The organism is Acinetobacter sp. UBA6720 (assembly GCF_002454215.1).
GTDB lineage: Bacteria > Pseudomonadota > Gammaproteobacteria > Pseudomonadales > Moraxellaceae > Acinetobacter.
Genome location: NZ_DKIK01000146.1, coordinates 1 through 22442 on the forward strand (window position 1 = coordinate 1; position 22442 = coordinate 22442).

Consider the following 22442-nt stretch of genomic DNA (forward strand, 5'->3'; position numbering starts at 1 on the left):
ACTGGCACCCACCAAAGCCACAGGCAAAGTTGTAAATAAGGGCGAACTGGCTCCCGTCACCGCAATCAACAGCACACTAAAACCTAAACTGGATAAGGCTTGCTGTAGACTATGTCGCTCAACCAAATGCCCTTGCTCATGCGCTAACACCCCAATAATTTCATGATCATCTTTGGCTAAATTAACCAGTTCATCGGTCAAAATAATCGTATTGTTTGGAATAGCTAAAGCATTGGCTCCAATTTTTCCACCTGAACGAAATAAGACTTTGGCAGGCCGACCATTGGCAACAAGATCCTGATAGCTTTTTATGATTTGTTTTTGACGTAATACGGGTACAGTCGAAGGCGCCGTCATATTGAACACTTGTTCTTGTGCTTCATCTCCCAGTTGATAAATAGTGTCCTCAGGCAGTTTCATCGCGACATAATGCGCCGCACTGGGAATGCCCCACCTTAAAATGGCGAAGATAAAAGCAGCAACAAACATCACACTAAATAAGATGAGACTTGGGGAGCGTTCTAATTTCCAAATCGAATGCTGTACATGCTTTTTGTTCAGCTCAAACCAGTCAGGCAACGCTTGTGGAAATTCAATCCGTGCATCATCTTTCAACTCAATCACAGGTTGTATCTGCCCCAAGGCCCCAATCAACTGCATATCGGCATAATAATAACGGCGCTGCTTCTGGTTATAACAAATCAACACTGTTTCGCGGTCAATTGGAGAAATCGTCGCGGGATACGGTTTTGAGATTTGTCCATCGTAAAAGGTGATATCTTGTTCCTGCATTTAAGCCTCGTTACAACGAAATGTCGATGTCAAAAATATCACTCAGTTCTTCAGCAATGGCATTCGGGTCATCTTGAGCCAAATTGTACATACGGTCTGGATCATTTTTTAGGGTTAAAGTTAATGACTCAATTTGATACTGATATAAACGTACCGCAGCCCATGCCGATAACAAACCAAGCGAGAGAATTTTTAAAATCCAGTTGGTCATTACGATCCATGCATAATGCATCTGACCACAGTCCGTTTGGAAAGGACTACGCCCCAAAGTGGCTTTATTCCATGTGGTAATAAAAATTCGCGCCATCATCAGCGGCCAAATCATAAAAGCAGCAATCATATAAATCGCTGCCACGATGATCCCAAACTGGGTTGGAGAACTGCTCCCCACTTGAAGGGTGAAGGCAACGAATAATCCTAAAACAAAGACGATTCCAATAAACAAAAACACCGGGACATACATGGCACGCATATAGTCAGGCCAATCGGCATGTAGCTCAAAACGTAACTGCCCCAGTTGTAAATTATCCATCGTGTATTTTTTAAAATACCAAAACAGCACTGGGAAAAAGATCCCGAGGGTAAAGATGTAAATCAAAATGCCTTTCAGCGCCAAGATATAGGCTTCTTTGGTTGTGCCTGTAAAATAAAAGCGGCTATTGCCAAATTTACTGTTTCTAGCACGAAAGCGAATAGTGGAACGTAGCAACCATGGCACCAATAAAAATATGATGAGAAAACCGATTAACGAAGCTTGCCAAGACACTTTTGCTAAGGCTGAGGCACCAAAATATATCCCCAAGGCAATAATCCGACCGATTAAAATCCGTGTTGGCATCCCTGTAAAATCAAATTTTCGACCATAAAATACGGTGTTAGCATAAAAATAGCGTAAGCGGCGTACCTTCGCCCAAGGGGCATATAAAGTCAGCGTCACAATGGTCAACAGGATATTAACAATCCAAATGCCAAAGTACTCTCTAGCATTGCCTCTGAACTGGAAACGAAAGGTCTGACCTAAGTATGTATTAGGTTCATCCGCTGGGACGACTGGCGGAGGTGGCCAACTTGCTTCAAAAGAAGCCTCTACAGGTGGCAATGATGCCTCAGAGTTTTGCATGTATACCCTATCTATTATTTTACTGTTTTATTTTTTAAGCACATCAATCAATCACCCAACCATGTTAATGCCAGTATTGGATGATTTCTAGTCAAAAATTAAGAATAAATATTACAAATCAATATTTAAGATTCAAGCTGTACCGCGTGAAACTGTAAATGGTCATCAATAAAACTTTGAATAAAGTAATAACCATGGTCATAGCCTGCATGTTCACGAAGGGTTAGTGGCTGACCCACAGCCTGACAGGCTTGCTGAAATAATGCAGGATTAAGCTGACTGTAAAATTGATCACCCAAACCCTGATCAATTAAAATATCGGCAAATTGGGCAACTTTTGTTTGTACTAAAGCAGTTGCATCATGGTTTAGCCATTCAGCTTGATCTGAACCTAAATAGTTTGAAAATGCTTTCTCGCCCCAAGGACATTGGCTAGGTGCACAAATCGGGGCAAAAGCAGACACAGACTTAAATTTCTCAGGATATTTCAAGGCCAAGGTTAAAGCACCATGCCCGCCCATGCTGTGCCCAAAAATACCGATACGCTCAGCTTGTACGGCAAACTGCTGAATCACGAGATCATACAGTTCTTCAGCGACATAGCTTTCCATCTGGAAATGCTCAGCCCACGGCGCTTGGATTGCATTGATATAAAAACCTGCCCCTTGCCCAATATCCCAATGATCACCTTGCGCGACCTGTTCTCCACGGGGTGAAGTATCAGGCGTTACCAAAATCAGACCTAGCTGTGCTGCTAAACGCTGTGCATGCGCTTTAATGGCAAAAGTTTCTTCGGTACAGGTTAATCCCGCTAAGTAAAATAAGGCTGGACACGCTTGCCCTGCTAACGCTTGGGCAGGTAAATAAATACCAAACTTACTCTCACCTTGGAGGCTGATGGAATTAAATCGGTAAATACGCTGTTCACCATCAAAACTACGGTTAGATTGTACTAATTCCATCAGGGTTCCTTTTAGATCCAAATTAAGGGGTTGCAACAGCTTTAGGTGGAAACAAGCGCTGCTCAAGTTGAGGAAGCATCAACTCCATATTTTTACCCATCGACCATTGTGGTTCAGATGGTTCAAAACCTTGTGCTGTTTCCCATTGACTTACGGTTTTTTGTGCTTGGCTAAACGCCGTTTCTATGCTGTTTTGCTCACGCATTGCCTGATCAAAAAACGCCCGACCAAAATAAGTATAATCAGCTTCATTGGTACACCCAAAAGACTGGCGGTCTGCCGCCGAAGCGGTAATGATCAAAGTATTGTCATTTTGCAGTGCTGGTACAAAGCTTCCAGAGAAGCACGATGAAATAACAATCACACGCCAGCGAATACCCGATGCATCTAAAGTTTCACGTAACCATTTCGGATCGACCTGAGTTAAGTCTAAAGGTGCATTTTCCATTTCGAACTGGTTCGGTAAACCATGCGAGGTCATGTATAAAAATAACACATCACTTTCGCGGTTCATCTGCTGTCCCATACGGCGCAGCGCCATTTCAATACTGTGTTTAGAGGCTATCGGAATTTCTGTCCGTGTTGCAGGGTTATTCACCAGCATCATCGAACGACCCAACGTACCAAAACGGGTATCGAATTGTTCTTTAATTCGCTCGACTTCCGAACGAAATACATCTTGATAACTCGCTCCTGCCACCCCAAGGAAGTACCAATGTGACTGTGCAAATTCGCCATATTGCACAGACTCAAGTGCTTTATTCAGTAAACGACTTTGTGCATAGAAAGCATCTTCTGCAAAGGTTGGTGGCGTTTCTTCTACCTTCCAAATCGGCTGACTGGTCACTGACATTTGCCAAACCACAAGAGTAAACAGCGTGGCCAAGACAATCAAGGCACGCTCCCACCATGGCCATTTCAGCTCACGGGAAAACACCCACACCACAGCCAAACTCTGCCAGACAAACAACACCATGAACACATTCGGCAAATAGTCGTAGAAGAAATACGGCAGGACATCAATCATACCCAAGTATTGGATAAAACTTTGTAATAACGCGATATGCGTATCCAGCACTAACCAAAGCAGCGCTGGCACCAACATCAGACGCGGATTATTCACCCGCTGAGACAGAAAAATCCCGACAATCAGGGCAATAAATGGCCAAAGCGCATAACTGACCAAACCTTGCGGGTTAAAGTCACCAATCTCTCCTGCACTCAACCAGCTAAATAAAGTATTGGCTGAACCGCCTAAAATCCCCCAAAAAATGAGCTGCATAATCGAAGGATGGACAATTTGCAAAGAGCGTCGTGAACCTAGAAACAACCACATCCCCGCAGTTTGGTTGCTTTTAAAATCATGCCAAAAGTTGATGGAAGGTTTGAAGTCGATCATAAGATTCTAATTAAATTGTGACTTACGTAGGAACACACTAAGTTTATGCTTGATCAGCATTTTATCAATGATGTTTTTAACTATATAACAAATCTTTGCATACTTTTGAAGCAATCTTCCACTTCAGTCTAAGCGTTCATGCTGAAAATAGGCATCAAAACGGCATGCATCCCCCAGCCACTGATGAGTGGTTTCTTGATTTGCCAAAAATACGGCCAAGCGCGGACGTTTGACCACCACCCGTTTTGCCACTTTTTGTGCCAAGCCAAGCAGATGATCACCCAAATCCATTTCGCCATCTTCTGGCAATAACATATGTAAAAGCTGCATTTGCTTTTTCACTTGCGCCTGTTTTTTCACGGCTTGCTGATTTTGATCCCGTTGCGGAAACATCGGGTCCAGATAAACCACATCAACCGTATTGCCCTGTTCTGCTTGTTGCTGCAAATACTGCGCTGAATCTGAAAAAACCAAGTCAATTCGACTCACCACAGAGTTTAAAAATGCATCCTGCAAAGCCTGTTCCTTACTTGACTCTAGCAAGGTGAATAAAATGGGATGGCGTTCTACTAAAGTGACATTGGCCCCCAAATATGCCATGAGCAATGAATCATGCCCAAGCCCTGCCGTTGCATCAATCAGTTTCGGTTTTTCAGTCAAATGGCAAGCACGCGCAATCATTTCAGACTTCAACGATGCACGTTTTAAGCGTGGAACTTCTGCTTTCCAATCCGGCTGCATTTTCATGCCATTGGCACAAAGCCAAAGCCCATCGGCATCGGCACACAACCCCAGTTCAGGGTGAAAACGGAAAAAACGTGCATTTAACTTCTCGGCGACTTCGATGCTGACATCTACACCACGAGAAAAAAGCACAGCAACATAGTGCTGTGCTTTTTCTAAATGCTCTTGTTCCACATATAAGCGCATTGGGCTTACCATAACTTCCAACCTGTAAAGGCAAACAATAGAATCACTAAGCCTGAAGCGATGCGATACCATGCAAAAATCATGAAATCACGCTTCGCCACATAAGCAACTAAAGCACGAATCAGCAGTAAAGCTGAGACAAAAGAAACAATAATGCCTGTTGCCAATACGATCCAATCTTGTTGTCCATCAAACACATGTGCACTTTGGTACAAATCTAAAAGACCGGCACCAATAATTACTGGAATACCCAAGAAGAATGAAAACTCAGTCGCCGCTTTACGCGATACACCTAAGAACATCGCGCCAATAATGGTTGCCCCCGAACGTGATGTACCTGGGATTAAAGACAGCACTTGAATCAGACCAATCCACATCGCATCTTTCACACTTAGGTCTTCAACTTCATGCACGCGCTCTTGTGGTGGATGCTTTTCAATCCAAATAATAATCAAACCACCCACAATCAGACCGATGGCAATGGCAATATCATTAAATAAAAGCTCTTTCACCGTCTGACCTAAGGTCAAACCAATCAGCACAATAGGAATCGACGCTAAAATGAGTCCAACTCCGAGACGACGACCTTGGGGCTCGCCACTAAAAATGCCCGTTGCCGCCCCCCACAAACGTGCCCAATATTCATAAATAACGGCTGCAATTGCCCCCATTTGAATGGCAATCACGAAGACATCACTTTTTTCTTTGGTCCAAAAATTCATGAGTTCAGAAGCTAAAATTAAATGTCCTGTACTTGAAATGGGCAAAAACTCGGTAATACCTTCAACAATACCCATAATTGCTGCTTTGAGCAGCAGTAAAAGATCCATAAAAAACCCTAATTATGCTTTACCCTGTTCTGGGATTTTTTTCCAAGCGTTATCACGCAAATAGACTGGAAGTGCCAATTCAGCACTGACCCATTGTTGTTGCTGTGCAAACTTGCGTGCAATTGTGGCAATATCTTGCGCACTTGCGCTGATATCTTTGTATTGTATTTGTGATGGGTCAATTAAGGTTGCGCCTGAACCAACTAAAGTAAACGGTGTACATTCAGTAGCCACTGCATAGCTTAAAAGCTGTTCTTCATCGACTGCTTGCATGATGCCGTCCGCATCTAACTGAAAACTTGCAATATAGACTTCACTCATGCGAGCGTCTAAAACTGCTGTGACTGTGGTTAGACCATGCACGCGATGTGCAGCTTGTGCGAGCGCTTGTAAAGTTGAGACAGGAACCACAGGTAAATCATTTGACCATGCCAAAGCTTGAGTCACTGCGGCATTAATACGAACGCCACTAAAAGAACCAGGACCACGGCTAAAAGCGATACAAGATAAATCTTCTGTCTTTAAACCCAACTGTTGAAAACCTAGCTCAATCATTGGAAGAATCGTTTGCGTTTGTGCTTTTGCGCGCGTATCCAATTGGAAAAAAAGTTCTTGATTTTCATCTACAATAGAGACGGAACACTGCTCATTTGCAGATTCCAATGCCAGCACTTTCATGCACAACCTTAATGATTTAATCTATAAAAACGTGGCTATGATACTCCACTCAAAAGCACTAGGCGAGTTGTTCTCAAAGTAGATATAAAAAAGCCTAGACAAATCTAGGCTATATTTTAAAAAGCAGATTTATAAATGTGTAGGCTCTAAATCCATAAACTGTTTAAAGTGTTCAGCATAGTGCAAGGCACTCATTTTTAATCTGGCTGCCGCTGCTTCATCCAAAGTTTTGACGACTTTACCGGGTGAACCCATGACTAGGGAATTATCTGGAATGACTTTACCCTCAGGAATCAGTGCATTGGCGCCAATAATACAATTTTTTCCAATCACGGCATTGTTTAAAACCACCGCATTAATCCCAATCAGACTGTTATCCCCCACGGTGCAACCATGCAACATAGCTTGATGCCCAATGGTGACATAATGACCAATATTCATTTCAATTCCAGCATCGGTATGTAAAACTGCATTTTCCTGAACATTGGTAAAGTCACCCAAACGAATACTACAATTGTCTGCACGTACGACTGCTCCAAACCAAATACTGACCTGCCGTCCCAATTGAACTTGGCCAATCACTGTGGCATTTTCAGCAACCCAACCATCCCAAGGTTGATACGTGGCTTGCGGTGCATGATCTTTAAATTTGTACAGCATATCTCTTCCTTAAAATATTAAACTTACTTGGGCAACCGAAATGTCGGTGAATTGACTAAAAATGGCCATTCTTTATGGTAGTCCAAACCATATTGAAACAATGCAACTAGCATGCGCGCAGTGAGTCCCCACACAATTTCATTTTCCACCCGCATACTGGGGAAATAGAGCGACTGATGAGCAAAGCGAACTTCATAAGGCACCGCAGGTACTTCCATCAGTTGTTTTAACGAGGCAAAAAAAATACGATCAATTTCTGTCGGTTGAGCCACCAGTTCAACTTCAGGTGGAATCAGGCCAACTACGGGTTTAACAAGCATGCCATTACGGGCTTTTTGCATCGGCAAATCACCTAATAACTGTACATCAAAAGGATTCAATGCCGTTTCTTCATAGGCTTCACGTAAGGCGACGACAATATTACTGGTATCTTGAGGGTCTCTTTTTCCCCCTGGAAAAGAGACCTCTCCAGCATGATTAGATAAATAAGCTGAGCGACGAGTCAGTAGAACTTTGGGATTTGCTTCATTGGTGATCGCGATTAACACAGCTGCATCTGCCGATTTAATTTTTCTTGAAAACCGTAATTGTTGTTGCAATATGTGTGTTAATGAGTGTTCATCCATTCCACGTCATCTCTAATCTTTCTTTTTTTCATCATAGCTGAATTTCATACTGAAAAAAGAGAAATGATGCCAAAATTTAATTTTTCAGTTATGCTGAGTCTGAACTTTATCATTGATGATGAATATGGACTTTTGTAGCAATTGTGGGCAGAAAACAACAGAACAAATCCCTCTTGGTGACCATCAATTGCGTCGTGTTTGCACCTCATGTAACGCTATTCATTATGTTAATCCTAAAGTGATTTGTGGTGCACTTGCACTTTGGGAAAATAAAGTCTTATTATGCCGTCGTGCCATTGAACCACGTTATGGTTTATGGACCTTACCCGCAGGTTATATGGAATTGTTCGAAACCATGGAGCAAGGCGCTGCACGTGAAACGCGAGAAGAAGCTGAAGCTGAGGTAGAAATCGAACAATTGTATTGTATGTACAATATTCCACGTATTGGTCAAATTTACGTTTTATTTAAAGCCAATTTAGTAGATGGTAAATTTGGTGCAGGCGAAGAAAGTATTGAATGCCGTTTATTCGAAGAACATGAAATACCATGGTCAGAGCTAGCTTTTCCTAGTGTTGAACATACATTACGCCATTATTTTGCTGACCGTAAAAGTAATCTCTTTACGATGCATCTTGAAACCCTGGGCACACGTTTAGACCATACAGGTTAATGCTCATAGAAATAAAAAAGCCCATCAGTGATGGGCTTTCATCTTTATACTGGGTTATTTCTGTAAGACACGATAACAATCTGCTATCTCAATAGAAACATCACCTTCACGGAAAGCTGCTGCTGCGCGATTGGCAATATTATTTTTCTCATAATACGCATTTAAATACGATTTGTAGATATTGGTCCATTTCACACCCGCACCGCCAAAATCACTAAGTGAAATATAAGCACTTTCATTGGCATTTGCAGAGAGTAAATTCGCCAAATTAATACGTGCCCCACCACTCACTGTAGAGCTTTGTTTCCCATTACTATCTACGTCAGTAACAATATTCGTATTTACACCAATAGCCACACCATCAATGCTTTCAAATGTTGGATTTGCCAATAGAATTCGGAACGTTACGGCTTTATTTGTTGTATCGGTTGCCCCTAATGTCCCAATCCGATATTGCACTTGATTGGTACCAGTCATCAGCGTTTCACTTGTGCTGGTCAGTGGTGTGCAAGCTGTTGCCTTATTGGTATTGGACTGCATATCGGTACGAATATCTCCCGACTCATCAATTGCAATTCCTAAAGTCACTTTTTCACTCGAATCTTTGCCAGTAAAAATCAAATTAGCATAAAGCGGGAAAATATATTTCTGACCAGATTCAACATTATTTTTAGACTTAAAAACATCATTATCTAAATAGCCAATCGGGAAAATCTTAAATACATCAAAGGAACCCTTAAAAGTATCCGTACCATAATTTTGTTGCCATAAACCATAAGAAGATGGGCTACCTGTTGTCGACTTCGTAAGTTGCTTGTAGAAACTCTCTGTTCCAGCAATCATATAATCGTTAAAAAGCTTGCCCTGATTAATGGTAAAGTCACTAGAATCTGGGTCACTCAAATTAAATTTAAAGGGTTGTTGAATGCTTTTAGTCAACGGGCTAATCCACGATGTTTGCGCCAATGCATTCATTTTGACTGGTTCAATATTTTTCAGTAAATCAACAGTGACACTCGTTGCCAAATCGCTCCCTAGTTGTTGTTTTAATGGACCACGCCACTGTACCCCTGAGCCAAAAGTATAACCTTGCCGATCCGTTAAGATTAAAAAACTACCAATTAAATGACGAAGGTTGGCGGGATTACTTTTACAGTCAGTAGCATTACAGCCATATAAGCCTTGCGGTAAGCCAATCCCTGTACTTTCAGACAATGCATTTGTAAAGATTGGAAAATCGGCTTGATAAGTCGCTGAATTATTCATCAGAACCAATGTTTGCACCACTTTAAAAGCATCATCATTACTAATTTGACTGACATCTATCCATGGTTTAATTTTATCTGCATAAGCTCCTGACACATAATCATCTGCAGAAATAGAAGCTAAAAGTTTAGAAAGCTCTTCTTTCTTAGCAGTTGGGATACTAAAAGGTTGCACATCTCCAGCTACCCCTGCACTACGCTCTATTCCAAGTGCCTGAAAAATTTTTGCTAAAGACATCGCAATTTGTACAGTTTTATCTGCCGGACTTAAACTCGCTGCAGCTACACCACTATTGATAGCTTTTGCCATATTTAAAATACTGAGACGGGGAAGAGCCGCTGAAACAGTACTTACATTACCAATCTCAGACAAGGGAACTGTACCAAGTTCAACTTGCTTATCTGAACTTCCTGTCAAGAAAAAATGAACTTTGTCGCCTTCAGAGCAACGCCCTGTTGCTGCATTGGTTTTCGGTTCCATGAGTGTGATATAGATATTATCAGGATCGCTACTACAAACAAAATTGATCCCATCAATAGGATAGTCTAAAGCAAACTCAACACAATTTTTGTCCTGAACTAAGCAACTGCCATTAACAGAATTCACGTGGTTTGGCTCTGATTTCACATTTGCACTTTCACCACCACAACCCGTCAACGCAACCATCAAGGTGGACAAAGTAAACGGCCATAACATTTGTTTTTTCATTTTCGTACTCTATTTATTTTTAGCGAATTGCGATGAGTTTTAACTGTCCATGATTGGTTAACACTTTATGCTCAACATCTATAGCTGAGGAAAGTGGGGTCAAAAGTAAATAATGACTTTGCTCAGGTACATGTAGAGTTCCTGCGATCATTCCATGAGATAACATTGAAGATGAGTTCTCATCATTTTTAAATCCCCCCGCTCCCTCAATGACACAGGCCTTTTCATCTAAAAACACAGCAAAAGGCCAATAAAAGGTGGGATCATTTTGTCTTGAGGCATAAGAATTCAATTGTATATTTTGAACATTGTTCTCAATTTTGATAATTTCGAACTCAAATTTTTCTTTTAACGGTTTTTTTGGCCAAACGTTAATATCATGATTAACCTGCAAAGTTTTGGCTTTTTCCACCTTCTTATCGTTAAAACAAATTTGTCCCAAACTCTCAATCGTGTCTTGTTTAGGCATTCTGTAATATGTCGATGCAAGCACAATCGGTACTAAGTTTTCTTTTTGTTTCGGTTTTAATATGGAGTTCAGAACAGACTTACTTACCCCTTTTTCTCGTTCAATAACCTGAAAGCGGGTAGCTCCTGTTTTATGGTCAATGACCCCCTCAGGCATAGTATAAAAACGTTTTTTACCCTCCAAATTAAATTCACGATCTTCCAAATATTCATTTCGTACATACTCGGTACCATCCATTTGGTTAAACATTGTTGACGGTACAGGTGCCACTTCATTGGCTACCGCAGCTGTGGTATTTGCTTTGATCACAACAGGTTGAGTTATTGGTAAAGCCTCTTGCTTTGCCTTTACCAACGGGCTTTGCTCGACCCTTTTTTGCTGTCCTTGAAATTGGTTTTCATGCTGTAGCTGTTCAGCATGAGGAGGAACTGAGGGATCTACTTGTTTCACTCCAGGAACACCCTTAGCTTGGGTTACACCTGCTTTAATCGTATGTACTTGCTGTTTAATCACTTGTTGTTGAGGTTTCAATGGTACTGACTGTGGTGAAGATGTAGATAGACTAGGCTGAGGTATGACTAGATTTACCTCTGGCTTCATAACGTCTATACGTTTGGTTTCTTGCAAGGGTGGCTTCGCTTGCACCTCATTTGCTTTGCGTTGAACAACCATCGGTCTTCCATCTGGACCAATAATCGTAAAAAACTCGCCCGCAAAACCAATACTAAAAGCACAGCTCAAAATATAAAATGATGTAGACAATAAAATCCGTTTTCTTGTATTCAATGTGCTTACCACCTTGATCTATAGTTCAACCCTAAAATCGTAATGGTTGTATCTGTTTTTACATTCAAACCCGCGTATGGATTTAATAAAATATTATTCACCCCAGTTTGGTTCGCTAAACTACTGGTATTTGCTGGAATTTTATCTCGGCTTTGTAAAAATCCAATCGACAAATCCACATCTGTATCTGCATCAAACCGATAACCTACACCTAAACCAAACAAACGTGCATTATTAATAGGAACCATAGTGTTTCGCTTACCATCTGGAATTGCACTGGTGCGTGGCTCATAACCAGCGCGGAGCTTCAAACGGTCTGTAACGGAATATTCAAGCCCAATACCATAGTTCCATGGTGACTCAAACTCTAAAGGCAGTGCCAAACTATTATCTGTAATATTTGCCGAAAGCAGTTTTGCAATTTTGAGTGCTGAAACTTCACGATCGAACTCAAACTTAAACTTATTCCATGCTCTATAATCAGTCCAACCGACATCAATATTCACTTGTAAATCAGGTAAAAGCTTATACTTAATCCCTGTTTGGAAATGTGCAGGATATTCCAACTCCATTGACACTAAACCAGACTCACTTGCTGGTATAGAGTTTGGAAAACTTAAAATTGCAGCTAAAATTTGCCCTGTCGGGGATGACATTAAACCGTTAATCAACTCACGTGGTGCTTTCGTATTTTCAATGTGATAGCGACCTTTCATCCTCATTTTGGCAGCACTCTGATAAACCACACCAAAGCTAAAGTCTTCTGTTGGCTCCCAAAGCACACCTAGGTTATAGGATGGACTCAGTGTCTGCTCAACTGAAAGATCTAATTTTCCAAAAAGCCCAAAAGGATTCATTCCCTCTTTGGCATTACACATACCCAATAATAAAATATCGGTAATCACATCTGAATTTTCTTTGAATGGTGTACATACAACATCATCTATCATTCTTAGCATCCCAATTAACTCATTGGGAAAACGCAAATCATTTTTCAATGCTAGCGCTTGATATGACATACCGATTGAACCACCAATCGAAAGTTGATCATTGATTTGATAAGCCATAGATGGAGATAAATATGTAATCCGCTCTAACGCAACCTGTTGCCCCATAAAGTTACCAAGATTGCCATCTTCAGCCCCAAAGCCTGCAATTAAAGGTGCATACATTGCGGTTGCAAATGTCATTTTGGATCCAGGAGGGGTATAGGCAATACCCGCCGTAGGGGCAGCAACTGGCATACCTTTACCTAAGTCCACCATTTTCTTTAAGCCTGGGACATATAGGCTTGGGTATTCAACATCTCCTCGAACTGGGCCTTTAAAATCAGTACAAATATCAGCATCAACCTCAGGTCCATCGTTACAGACCATTGGGTCATCAGAATAACCAAAAACGTTATAACCAGCTGGAACAGTAAATTCTCGCTCGATATTAAAATCAGCAACAATTCCTTGTACATCTGTCTGCAAGCCTTCAATCTTGGTTAAGGCTGCTGGGTTAAAATGAATCGCACTGATTCCAGGAGGATCAGCGGTCACAGCATTCCCCATGGACAAAGAGCGAATATCAACTGATAGGTTTTGCCCTAAAGCGGCAAAGGTAACACTAGAATAGCCCGTTAATAATATGGCAGACACCAAAGGGCTAAGTCGAAGATTGTTCATACGACTGCCCTTTTATTTAAGCTTTTTTCCAAAACCAAGAATATCTAACGGGAAAGATAAACCGAGTGATACATCAGGTGCATCTTCGGTCAAACCTAGACCGACCGTGCCATTCACAATTGTTTCAGGTGAAACACGTACACCAAGTGAAATAGCAAACGTTGAACTGGTTTGATCTGCTGGGGAATAACTTTCACCAGAGCTATACTTAAACTCCGCACCCGTATTGAAACTCTGTTGGTAGGACATTGTCATTGATACATCGTAGTTAAACGAGTAAGCAAAACCTACGGCAAAACCACCACTAATTCCAGGTTCAAATTCTTCAATCACGCGGCTACCACGGCGCTGATCTAAACCAGACTCTTTAAAACCATAGTTAGCAGAAACGGAGGCAAACAACACCACAGGATCAATATACTTACGTGTACTTGCTCCAACACCTGCCGAATAATATCCTTTACCCGTTGCTAAGTCTGAAGTGGCATTAATTTCATAAGGACTATCGCCTGTTTTAGTCGAAATATTACCGAATAAAATCAAAGGTAGACGACCAGCTTTAAGTGGGAAGGGTTCCCAACGAGCACCAAAAGAAATATCCCCTAGCCCAGCCGTAGAGGTATCTTTTAATAAATCTGTTTTAGCAACCAAAGGCAATGAAGCCGTTAAGGTTAAGTTATCTCTCAAACCATATTGGGCTGTGAAGGTATTGGTCAAACTATGAGTTGCATTTTCTTGGACACGAAGCTGATAAAGCTGTCCTTGTGCCATTTCCAGATCGAGTTGAGTATCTCGGTAATAGGTATAATCAATGTCGTAATAAGATGAAATTTCACCTTGTTTAATCAATGAATATTGACGTTCATTAGAAGTAAATACTTCTTGAAGATTCGTCTCTTTGGTTGCATCTCCTTCCTGTTGTTGTAAAGCAGAAGAAGCTGCTTGCTCATTACTGCCACTCTGAGCAACCACTTGTGCTTCAGATACAGTAGTATCTTGAGGCTGAGCAGTCGCTTGTTCTACTGCAACATTCTCATTGACAGCTTCATAGCCCCCCAAAGTTGGTTCTTCTGCTGCATAAGCCACCCCAAGAATCATCTGCACACTTACTGCGAGCAGTGTCTTATTCATCCATTTATTCATCATTGTCCCTTTACCTACCACCAATTGTTCTTGTTTTAATTTTTTTCACACTTTATTTGTTTTTGTAATAAAGCCTGAGAAAATTATATGTCGGCTGTCCATAGTATTCCGACTCTTTATTTTTATTGCGCTCTAGGCGAATTGTTGAGGCCCGATCAGCTATTTTTTCCATGTAATGTTGAGGGTATTGGATATCGACCAATGCATAACGATTGACAGTAGCATCATCGACATGTCGCATATCAGCCTCTTGTAAAGCCAACATATTTTTTCGTTTCTCAGGGGCTACATTAATTAAAAACAGTGTGTTGTTTTCCCAAATATCCTTAAAACGCTGCTCATCAAAACTAATGTTTCCCAGTGCAGGATCAGCAACATACACTCGACCATCTTTATAGCCCTTATACACAACAAAGTGCTTAAAACCGGCATAAGAAATTGGAACAATTGCGGGTTGACCCTGTTTAATCAGATCCTCAAACTCCCCTTTATATCCTCCACTTTCTAGACCAAGTGCAGTCACAAAACGCTTCATATCCAATAATGAAAAACTACGACGCTCAATGATGCGCTCATACTCCCCATAACGAAGCAAGCCATCCATAGTTTGCTGTTCTGTAAGTTGAGCACCGACATAACCATTAATGAGTGTCGTCAGTGCAGCTGAACCACAACTATAGTCATAGGCTTGACGAACAATGCCTCGAAATTGGTCTTCGACAGTAGGATTAATTAAGACTGGTTCATGGTGCATTCTTGTAAAAGATGCATTCCGAGAATCTAGAACTTCAGTATAGTAAACCGCTTCCGCAGGTTTCTTCTTTATATCAAAGGCTTCGGTGGCAAAGTAATACATCATTGCTGAGCCCAATGCGATCTCTAACATAGCTTTTACTTTTTTTAATAATTTAGGCATCCCGCCCATTTTTTGTTTTTAGAGTTAATACTCTATATCCATACATTCAAGAAGATACTGCGTTTTCTTAAAAAAAAATAGTCTTTTTTGCATTTTTTATGAATATATTTTAGAAAAAAAGCGCGTGAATCCACGCGCTTTTTTTAGTTCTAAGCTTAGTGCCCAGAAATAGTAATCACAGCACCTGGCATATATACACCAGCAGCAGGACTAAAGTATGTTTGCATACCTTGAACTTCTACATCACCCATTGACGCAGCACTACGGCTACCCAAATGCACACCTTTAACATAAGTATCGTGCGCACCGCTTGTGCTAATCATACGAATATAACCCTTATTCGCACCTTCTTCACCAATCACACTAATTTTTTGATTTAGCGTTAAATCAAGAGAGTTAGCATCTGCAACTTTAATACTTTCAACAAAGATTTCACCTGCAGCACGTGTTGCTGTTTTCGTTGAGTTATCTAAGATACCCAAGTCTTTAATTTCTAAACCACCCACCATCGTTGCGTTCAATTGGATCATTGCGCCTTGCGGTGCAGCACCCAATTGGATATTTGCAGACATTGGACCCGTTTTAAGTGATAAGCCACTTAAGATTGGGTTTACAGTACCTGTACCACCACGACGGATAGATGTTGCCCCTGTTGTTGGTATATCAGCTGAAGCCACGACACCAATTTGACCAATTTTAATATCTAAACCAGAAACTTGAGCTGCAACGTTAATAAATGCATTACCGCCGTTTGCATCAGAGTCAATTTGCAGATCAGCCAAGTTACGAGAAGGCAGTAAATATGCTCCCGCGTTGTCATAGTTTGCACCGATAATAATACCGTGATTTTCTAGCACATCACCCGCTTTACCATTTCCTTGAATCACAATAGCACCAGCTTTGGCAGTACCGCCATTTGCAACTGCTAGACCATCATTATCGTGGACAAAGACTTTACCAATTTCGATTTTAGAAATACCGATGCCGATATTTAAACCATCTTGACCTGTAGCGGCACTGAGCGAAGCGTCATCCATTGCTTGCATTGCCATTGCATTTGCACTGATTGCCATTGAAGAAACTAAAGCAAGTTTAGTAATAATTTTCATCTTGTTCCTCTCCTAAGAGCTTTATTTTTGTGATACCAGTCACTCGATGTTAATTACTGTTTTTTTTATTTTGACCCAGTATCAACATCTATCCTTGAGTGACCTAACTGCCAGAACTAAGTTATATGTGCGTGCTTTTTTGATCAACTGCTGTTGGTCGTAATCCCCAGCTTACCGATAAACGGTATTTACGCTGTGCACATACTCACAATGCGGTAAAATAGCCTGAATTTTTTGACTCTATTTGCGTTAGCATGACTCTAAACCCATCATTTAAAAAGACAATCTGTGATTCTAGCATTTCAGTATCAAGACTATTGCATGCCTTGAATGAACTCTCGCAGTTAGTCTATTTACAAAATGTAGATGCACCTGTCATTGCTTTCCTGCCTGAGCGTTATCAAGTTTTTCAGGAAAAACAGCACTTTTTCTTTCAACGTACTGCTGATTTTTGTTACATATCTGATGATCAGGCAAGTGAACTTTCTACCGAAATCAAACCAATATCTACTCCCAAAACAGATTCTTTCAATGGGGGGATCATTGGATTTATTAGTTATGATTATGCAGCACAAAAACAAATTAACATTCAAATCAAGTCTCAACCCAGCTTATTTTTAGGGCTATATAGCACTTATCTCAAATGGAGCAATGCAGGCTGGGTCTTGTATAGTACGGATTCGCAAGCAGAACGTATTTTCAGCAAAATAGAACAATGCATCAGTACAATACCTGTTCTTCCCTCGCCTTTACAACTTCAAGCCACATGCCAAGCACGCTGGACTGAAACCCAATACAAGCAAGCCTTTCAGCAAGTACAGGAATACATCAAAGCTGGGGATTGTTATCAAATCAATCTCACACAAGAGTTCACTGCCAAGGCACATGGTCAACTCCTAAGTGTAGTCGAGGCATTTTGGCAATTGACCGATGCACCTTACTCGGGCTATCTCCGTATCAATGATTTTGAACTCTTAAGTTGTTCACCCGAGTTGTTTATTGATTTTCAAGCTCATCGCAAAATCATTACCAAGCCGATTAAAGGCACCATGCCGCGCCATACAGACCCAGTCTTGGATGAACAATCGAAACAACGTTTGATGGTTTCAGAAAAAGACCAAGCTGAAAATGTAATGATCGTAGATTTATTGCGAAATGATTTAAGCGTTTATGCTGAAACAGGTTCAGTCAAAACACCTAAGCTGTTTAATATTGAAAGTTTTAACCAAGTCCACCACATGGTCAGTGAAGTTGAAGCCACACTTAGAGCAGATATTCATCCCTTTCATGTACTGCTCTCTGCACTCCCTGGTGGCTCAATTACAGGTGCACCTAAAATTCGGGCTATGCAAATTATTGACGAGCTGGAAAGTGCTCCACGTGGAGCGTACTGCGGTTCAATGGGGTATTTTAATTTCGATGGTACAGGCTCTTGGAACATTTTGATTCGCTCAATCCAAAAATTCCAAGATGAGATTTCACTTTGGGCTGGTGGTGGAATTACCATTGCATCAGAGTGCGAGGCTGAATACCAAGAATGCTTTGACAAAGTCTCAGCACTTCTCAATTTACTCAATACCTTTGTGCAAACGGACACTGAATAGCCACCAAAATAAAAAAGTGAACCTTCACATCAATGAACGTTCACTTTTTCCAGAGGCAAATTCACTGAAAAGTTATTTTAAAATATCATTTTTCAATGTATCGACTAAACGTTGATTTTGCTCATCAGTTCCAACCGTGATACGTAAAAACTGGTTAATACGCGGTTTATTGAAATAACGCACAATAATGCCTTGTTCGCGTAATTCAGCCGCTAATTCACCTGCATCTTTGCTAGGCAATGAGGCAAAGATAAAGTTGGCACTCGATGGCAAAACATTAAAGCCCAGCGTGGTCAATTGTTCAACCAATCGTTCACGGCTTTGAATCACTTTTTGATTTTGTGCTTCGAAATAAGCTTGATCTTCAAATGAAGCGACCGCAGCGGCAATCGCAAAACGGTCCATCGGATAAGAGTTAAAACTGTTCTTCACCGCTTCTAAGGCAGCAATCAAATGTGGCTGAGCAATCGCAAAACCAACACGTAAACCTGCCAGTGAACGAGACTTAGACGTGGTTTGACACACCACCAAGTTCTCATATTTTTCCACCAAACCGACTGCCGATTCAGCCCCAAAGTCCACATAAGCTTCATCAATCACCACCACCGAATTTGGATTGGCCTGAAGCACTGCTTCTATTGCAGCTAAACCAATATCAATACTGGTTGGTGCATTTGGATTGGTGATAATAATGCCGCCATTGGCTTGTTTATAGTCATCCACCACAATTTCAAAGTCATCATTGAGTGGCAAAATTTTGGTTTTCACTCCAAAAAATTGGCTATAAACAGGATAAAAACTATAAGTAATATCCGGGTAAAGTACAGGCAGCTCTTGCACAAAAAAAGCTTTAAAAATATGTGCTAAGACTTCATCTGAACCATTGCCGACAAAGACATTTTCAACTGCAACATGTTGTTGTTTCGCAATCGCCTGCTTCAACACGGAAGCATCTGGATCTGGATATAAACGCAATACATCCGCAGAGTTTGCCAAGACCGCTTGAACTGCTTCCACTACTTTTGGTGAAGGTGGATATGGGTTTTCATTGGTATTGAGCTTTAATAAATTTTGAATTTTCGGTTGTTCGCCTGGCACATACGGTTCTAATTCGCGTACTTCAGGGCTCCAAAAACGCATTTGTTCTGTAGTAATGTTAGACATTGTCTATCTCATTTATGCACTCAACTTACTTTTCTGTAAGCCCTTTCCTTCTAGGAGAGGGTTTGGGAGAGGTTTATGATGTCCCAAACTGAATTAAATATTTTCCCCTCTCCTAACCTCTCCCATAGAGAGAGGAACATTCATTACTGAACACATGAGGGATCTAAATTTATATTATTGATAACGATAACGTGCTGAACGTGCATGCGCATCTAAGTTTTCTTGTTGCGCTAAGATATCCGCGGTTTTCGCCAAAGTTTTCACACCCTGCTCAGAGCACATGATCAAACTTGAACGCTTTTGGAAATCATAGACACCCAGCGGCGAGGAAAAGCGTGCCGTACCTGAAGTTGGCAAAACGTGGTTAGGCCCTGCACAATAGTCACCAATCGCTTCTGGGGTATAACGTCCCATGAAAATCGCACCTGCATGGCGAATATCTTCGGCCATTTCCTGCGCGTCATCTAGGCACAGTTCTAAATGTTCAGGAGCCACTTGGTTAATCAGTTCAACGGCTTCGGCACGGTCTTTCACAAGCACCAATGCACCTCGGTTAGCGATCGAAGTACGTGCAATCTCCGCTTTAGGTAAAGCTTGTAAATGTGCTTCAATCGCTTGTTCTACGTCATTTAACAACTGCGCATCTGGTGTGATAAACACTGCTTGTGCCACAGTATCGTGCTCAGCTTGAGACAATAAATCCATCGCCAACCATTCTGCGTTATTCACGCCTTCAGCATAGACTAAAATTTCAGACGGCCCTGCAATCATGTCGATACCGACCTGACCAAATACTGCACGCTTCGCTGCAGCCACAAAACGGTTGCCCGGCCCTGTAATCTTATCTACCGCTGGAATCGTTTCTGTGCCATAGGCTAATGCTGCAACTGCTTGTGCGCCACCAATAGTGAAGACACGATGCACACCAGCTAAATAAGCTGCCGCCAACACCAGCGGATTCAACTCGCCGTTTGGTGCAGGTACAACCATAATAATTTCAGGTACACCCGCCACATGCGCAGGTACAGCATTCATCAGTACAGAAGACGGATAGGACGCCAAGCCGCCTGGCACATAAATTCCAACGCGATCTAAAGGTGTTACTTTTTGTCCGAGCGTATTGCCCAAGCCATCCACATAAGTCCAGCCTTCTTGCTTTTGTGCTTGGTGAAACTCACGAATACGTTTTGCCGCAAGCTCTAAAGCTTCACGGACTTCGCTACTCAAACCATCAAATGCGGTTTTTAATTGTTCTTGGGTCAGTTCTAAATCTGAGAATTGATGCGCGGGATGTCGATCGAACTGTTGAGTGAGTTTAAGAACATGAGCATTACCATGCTGACGGACATCAGCAATGATTTGATCTACGGTTTTTAAAAGTTCTGGGTCACTCACGGTTTCAAAAGCCAACAAATCAGCAAAGACTTGTTTAAAGTTCTGATCTTGAGTCGATAAACGTCGCATCAATTTATCCACAATGAAAATAAACGGAAGCTTTAGTTTACCTTGTTTCCTGTATTTTGTGGGCAACAATCCTGCAGCTTAAGATAGAGTTTAATGAAAAATTACTTTTAAGCGCATCGGCAAATAAGTAGAAATCTTATTTTGAACTAGAATGATTTTAAGAATTAAAAGAATAGGTGAACGTTAATGACGATTACAGATATAGCCCAAAGCTTTTCCATCGGGCAATTCAGCCAAGTTCAGCCGTATTTTTCACAAAATATTGTATGGGAAATCATCGGCGAGCGACAACTCTCAGGCATCGACCAAGTTCTAAAACATTGCCACGCTATTGAAAATTATTTTAAGCGCATATCGCATGAGTTCCAAATCCAAGCGGTTCATCAAGTAGCTCATCATGTAATTATTCAAGGTGAAGCGCAATTCCATGATGCCAAGCAGACATCCTGAATTTCTGCTTGTGATGTCTATAACTTTGATGCTTTAAATCAACTGGTTCAAATTCAATCCTATTGTATTTCAATCCAATAAAAATATTAAAAATGAGTACGCACAAAAAAACCGCCATCATAGATAGCGGTTTCTTTAAACACAAAAGATCAACTTACTTATTCTTTAATGCTTCACGCTCAGCCACAGCTGTTTCTAACTGTGCAAGAATTGGATTTAACAATGCTTGCTTACGCTTGAAACTTGCCTTGTTCACGATCAAACGTGAAGAGACTTTACAAATTTCTTCCAAAGGTTCTAAACCATTGGCACGTAAAGTATTCCCCGTATCAACCACGTCAACAATGTAATCACCTAAACCCACCAATGGCGCAAGTTCCATTGAACCATATAACTTAATCACATCGACTTGCTCACCTAAGCTTGCATAGTACTGACGGGTTAAATTTACATATTTGGTGGCAATTTTTAAACGCCCTTTAGGACGCTCCATGCCAACTTTACCTGCGGTCATCAGTTTACATACTGCAATTTTTAGATCGAGTGGTTCATAAACGTTTTGCGCGCCATGTTCCATAAGCACGTCTTTGCCCGCAACACCGATATCAGCCGCACCATTTTCCACATAGGTAGGTACGTCAGAAGCACGTAAAATTAAAATACGGACTTGTTTATGGGTGGTGGGGAAAATTAACTTACGTGATTTATCAGGATCTTCCAGTAAGTTAATTCCAGCCGTTTCAAGTAAAGGCAGGGTTTCTTTTAAAATACGACCTTTACTCAATGCCAATGTTAAACCATGATCAAAATTGCCCATTACGTCAAAATTTGGATCATCGTTTCTCATATCGCTCATGAACTTACTCGCTTAATTTGGGCGCCTATACCTTGTAATTTCGCTTCGACATCTTCATAACCGCGATCAATATGATAGATACGATCAATCAGCGTCTCACCATCAGCAGCAAGTGCCGCCAACACCAGCGAGAAAGAAGCGCGTAAATCTGTTGCCATCACAGGTGC

At 41.2% G+C, this 22442-nt stretch carries 21 protein-coding genes and 1 pseudogene; 3 read left to right on the top strand and 19 right to left on the bottom strand.

Going from position 1 to position 22442, the window contains the following annotated elements:
- The 9 genes from B4F08_RS17285 to B4F08_RS12990 form a co-directional block, all read right to left on the bottom strand.
- Positions 1-420, bottom strand: a 420-nt coding sequence (locus tag B4F08_RS17285; protein WP_414632479.1) for a M48 family metallopeptidase, incomplete at its 3' end; no start/stop codon positions are given.
- A 382-nt stretch (positions 421-802) separates the two neighbouring features.
- Positions 803-1912, bottom strand: a complete 1110-nt coding sequence (locus tag B4F08_RS12955) for a YjgN family protein (protein ID WP_291374626.1) — start codon at positions 1910-1912, stop codon at positions 803-805.
- Positions 1913-2037: 125 nt separating this feature from the next.
- A complete protein-coding gene (gene fghA, locus B4F08_RS12960; protein ID WP_291374628.1) occupies positions 2038-2874 on the bottom strand; it encodes an S-formylglutathione hydrolase in 837 nt (278 codons plus the stop codon).
- A gap of 22 nt (positions 2875-2896) precedes the next feature.
- The gene (locus B4F08_RS12965) at positions 2897-4273 is read right to left on the bottom strand and encodes a C13 family peptidase (protein ID WP_078426258.1); all 1377 of its coding nucleotides are present in this window, start codon (positions 4271-4273) and stop codon (positions 2897-2899) included.
- Between the two features lie 123 nt (positions 4274-4396).
- Positions 4397-5215, bottom strand: coding sequence for a class I SAM-dependent methyltransferase (locus tag B4F08_RS12970; RefSeq protein ID WP_395579850.1), 819 nt, complete (start codon positions 5213-5215; stop codon positions 4397-4399).
- A complete protein-coding gene (locus B4F08_RS12975) occupies positions 5209-6033 on the bottom strand; it encodes an undecaprenyl-diphosphate phosphatase (protein ID WP_086210774.1) in 825 nt (274 codons plus the stop codon). Before B4F08_RS12975 ends, B4F08_RS12970 begins: the two co-directional genes overlap by 7 nt.
- A gap of 12 nt (positions 6034-6045) precedes the next feature.
- The gene (gene tsaB, locus B4F08_RS12980; protein ID WP_291374634.1) at positions 6046-6711 is read right to left on the bottom strand and encodes a tRNA (adenosine(37)-N6)-threonylcarbamoyltransferase complex dimerization subunit type 1 TsaB; all 666 of its coding nucleotides are present in this window, start codon (positions 6709-6711) and stop codon (positions 6046-6048) included.
- Positions 6712-6840: 129 nt separating this feature from the next.
- Positions 6841-7371, bottom strand: coding sequence for a gamma carbonic anhydrase family protein (locus B4F08_RS12985; RefSeq protein WP_291374636.1), 531 nt, complete (start codon positions 7369-7371; stop codon positions 6841-6843).
- A gap of 23 nt (positions 7372-7394) precedes the next feature.
- Positions 7395-7997, bottom strand: coding sequence for a CoA pyrophosphatase (locus B4F08_RS12990; protein WP_086210777.1), 603 nt, complete (start codon positions 7995-7997; stop codon positions 7395-7397).
- Positions 7998-8121: 124 nt separating this feature from the next.
- Between B4F08_RS12990 and B4F08_RS12995 the strand changes: the two genes are divergently transcribed.
- On the top strand, positions 8122-8670 hold the full coding sequence (locus B4F08_RS12995) for an NUDIX hydrolase (protein ID WP_162622349.1): 549 nt from the start codon (positions 8122-8124) through the stop codon (positions 8668-8670).
- Between the two features lie 54 nt (positions 8671-8724).
- On the opposite strand, the gene B4F08_RS13000 is transcribed toward B4F08_RS12995, so the two are convergent.
- From B4F08_RS13000 to B4F08_RS13025, 6 genes are all read right to left on the bottom strand, one after another.
- On the bottom strand, positions 8725-10644 hold the full coding sequence (locus tag B4F08_RS13000; protein WP_291374639.1) for a flagellar protein FilF: 1920 nt from the start codon (positions 10642-10644) through the stop codon (positions 8725-8727).
- Between the two features lie 19 nt (positions 10645-10663).
- A complete protein-coding gene (gene filE / locus B4F08_RS13005; RefSeq protein WP_291374641.1) occupies positions 10664-11899 on the bottom strand; it encodes a putative pilus assembly protein FilE in 1236 nt (411 codons plus the stop codon).
- Between the two features lie 5 nt (positions 11900-11904).
- The gene (locus tag B4F08_RS13010) at positions 11905-13569 is read right to left on the bottom strand and encodes an OmpP1/FadL family transporter (RefSeq protein ID WP_291374643.1); all 1665 of its coding nucleotides are present in this window, start codon (positions 13567-13569) and stop codon (positions 11905-11907) included.
- Positions 13570-13581: 12 nt separating this feature from the next.
- On the bottom strand, positions 13582-14700 hold the full coding sequence (locus B4F08_RS13015; RefSeq protein WP_119064975.1) for a hypothetical protein: 1119 nt from the start codon (positions 14698-14700) through the stop codon (positions 13582-13584).
- A gap of 64 nt (positions 14701-14764) precedes the next feature.
- Complete coding sequence (locus B4F08_RS13020; RefSeq protein ID WP_291374645.1) at positions 14765-15598, bottom strand: C39 family peptidase; 834 nt, start codon at positions 15596-15598, stop codon at positions 14765-14767.
- A gap of 185 nt (positions 15599-15783) precedes the next feature.
- Positions 15784-16737, bottom strand: coding sequence for a DUF6160 family protein (locus B4F08_RS13025; protein ID WP_119064970.1), 954 nt, complete (start codon positions 16735-16737; stop codon positions 15784-15786).
- A gap of 254 nt (positions 16738-16991) precedes the next feature.
- On the opposite strand from B4F08_RS13025, the gene B4F08_RS13030 reads away from it, so the two are divergent.
- Positions 16992-18341, top strand: a complete 1350-nt coding sequence (locus B4F08_RS13030) for an anthranilate synthase component I family protein (RefSeq protein ID WP_291374647.1) — start codon at positions 16992-16994, stop codon at positions 18339-18341.
- 72 nt (positions 18342-18413) lie between these two features.
- Here B4F08_RS13030 and hisC read toward each other — a convergent pair whose 3' ends face one another.
- Both hisC and hisD read right to left on the bottom strand, forming a co-directional pair.
- The gene (gene hisC / locus B4F08_RS13035) at positions 18414-19505 is read right to left on the bottom strand and encodes a histidinol-phosphate transaminase (protein ID WP_291374649.1); all 1092 of its coding nucleotides are present in this window, start codon (positions 19503-19505) and stop codon (positions 18414-18416) included.
- A gap of 174 nt (positions 19506-19679) precedes the next feature.
- Complete coding sequence (hisD, locus tag B4F08_RS13040) at positions 19680-20981, bottom strand: histidinol dehydrogenase (RefSeq protein ID WP_291374650.1); 1302 nt, start codon at positions 20979-20981, stop codon at positions 19680-19682.
- A 174-nt stretch (positions 20982-21155) separates the two neighbouring features.
- Here hisD and B4F08_RS13045 point away from each other — a divergent pair, with 174 nt between their 5' ends.
- Positions 21156-21419: a nuclear transport factor 2 family protein gene (locus B4F08_RS13045; protein ID WP_291374652.1), complete on the top strand. Its 264-nt coding sequence runs from the start codon at positions 21156-21158 to the stop codon at positions 21417-21419.
- 154 nt (positions 21420-21573) lie between these two features.
- Here B4F08_RS13045 and hisG read toward each other — a convergent pair whose 3' ends face one another.
- Together hisG and B4F08_RS13055 are read right to left on the bottom strand one after the other, a co-directional pair.
- Positions 21574-22275 carry an ATP phosphoribosyltransferase gene (gene hisG, locus B4F08_RS13050; RefSeq protein ID WP_004984172.1) on the bottom strand — a complete coding sequence of 234 codons (702 nt, stop codon included), beginning with the start codon at positions 22273-22275 and terminating at the stop codon, positions 21574-21576.
- Positions 22272-22442: pseudogene (locus B4F08_RS13055) on the bottom strand (UDP-N-acetylglucosamine 1-carboxyvinyltransferase); the annotation flags it as partial. The pseudogene B4F08_RS13055 and the gene hisG, both read right to left, overlap by 4 nt.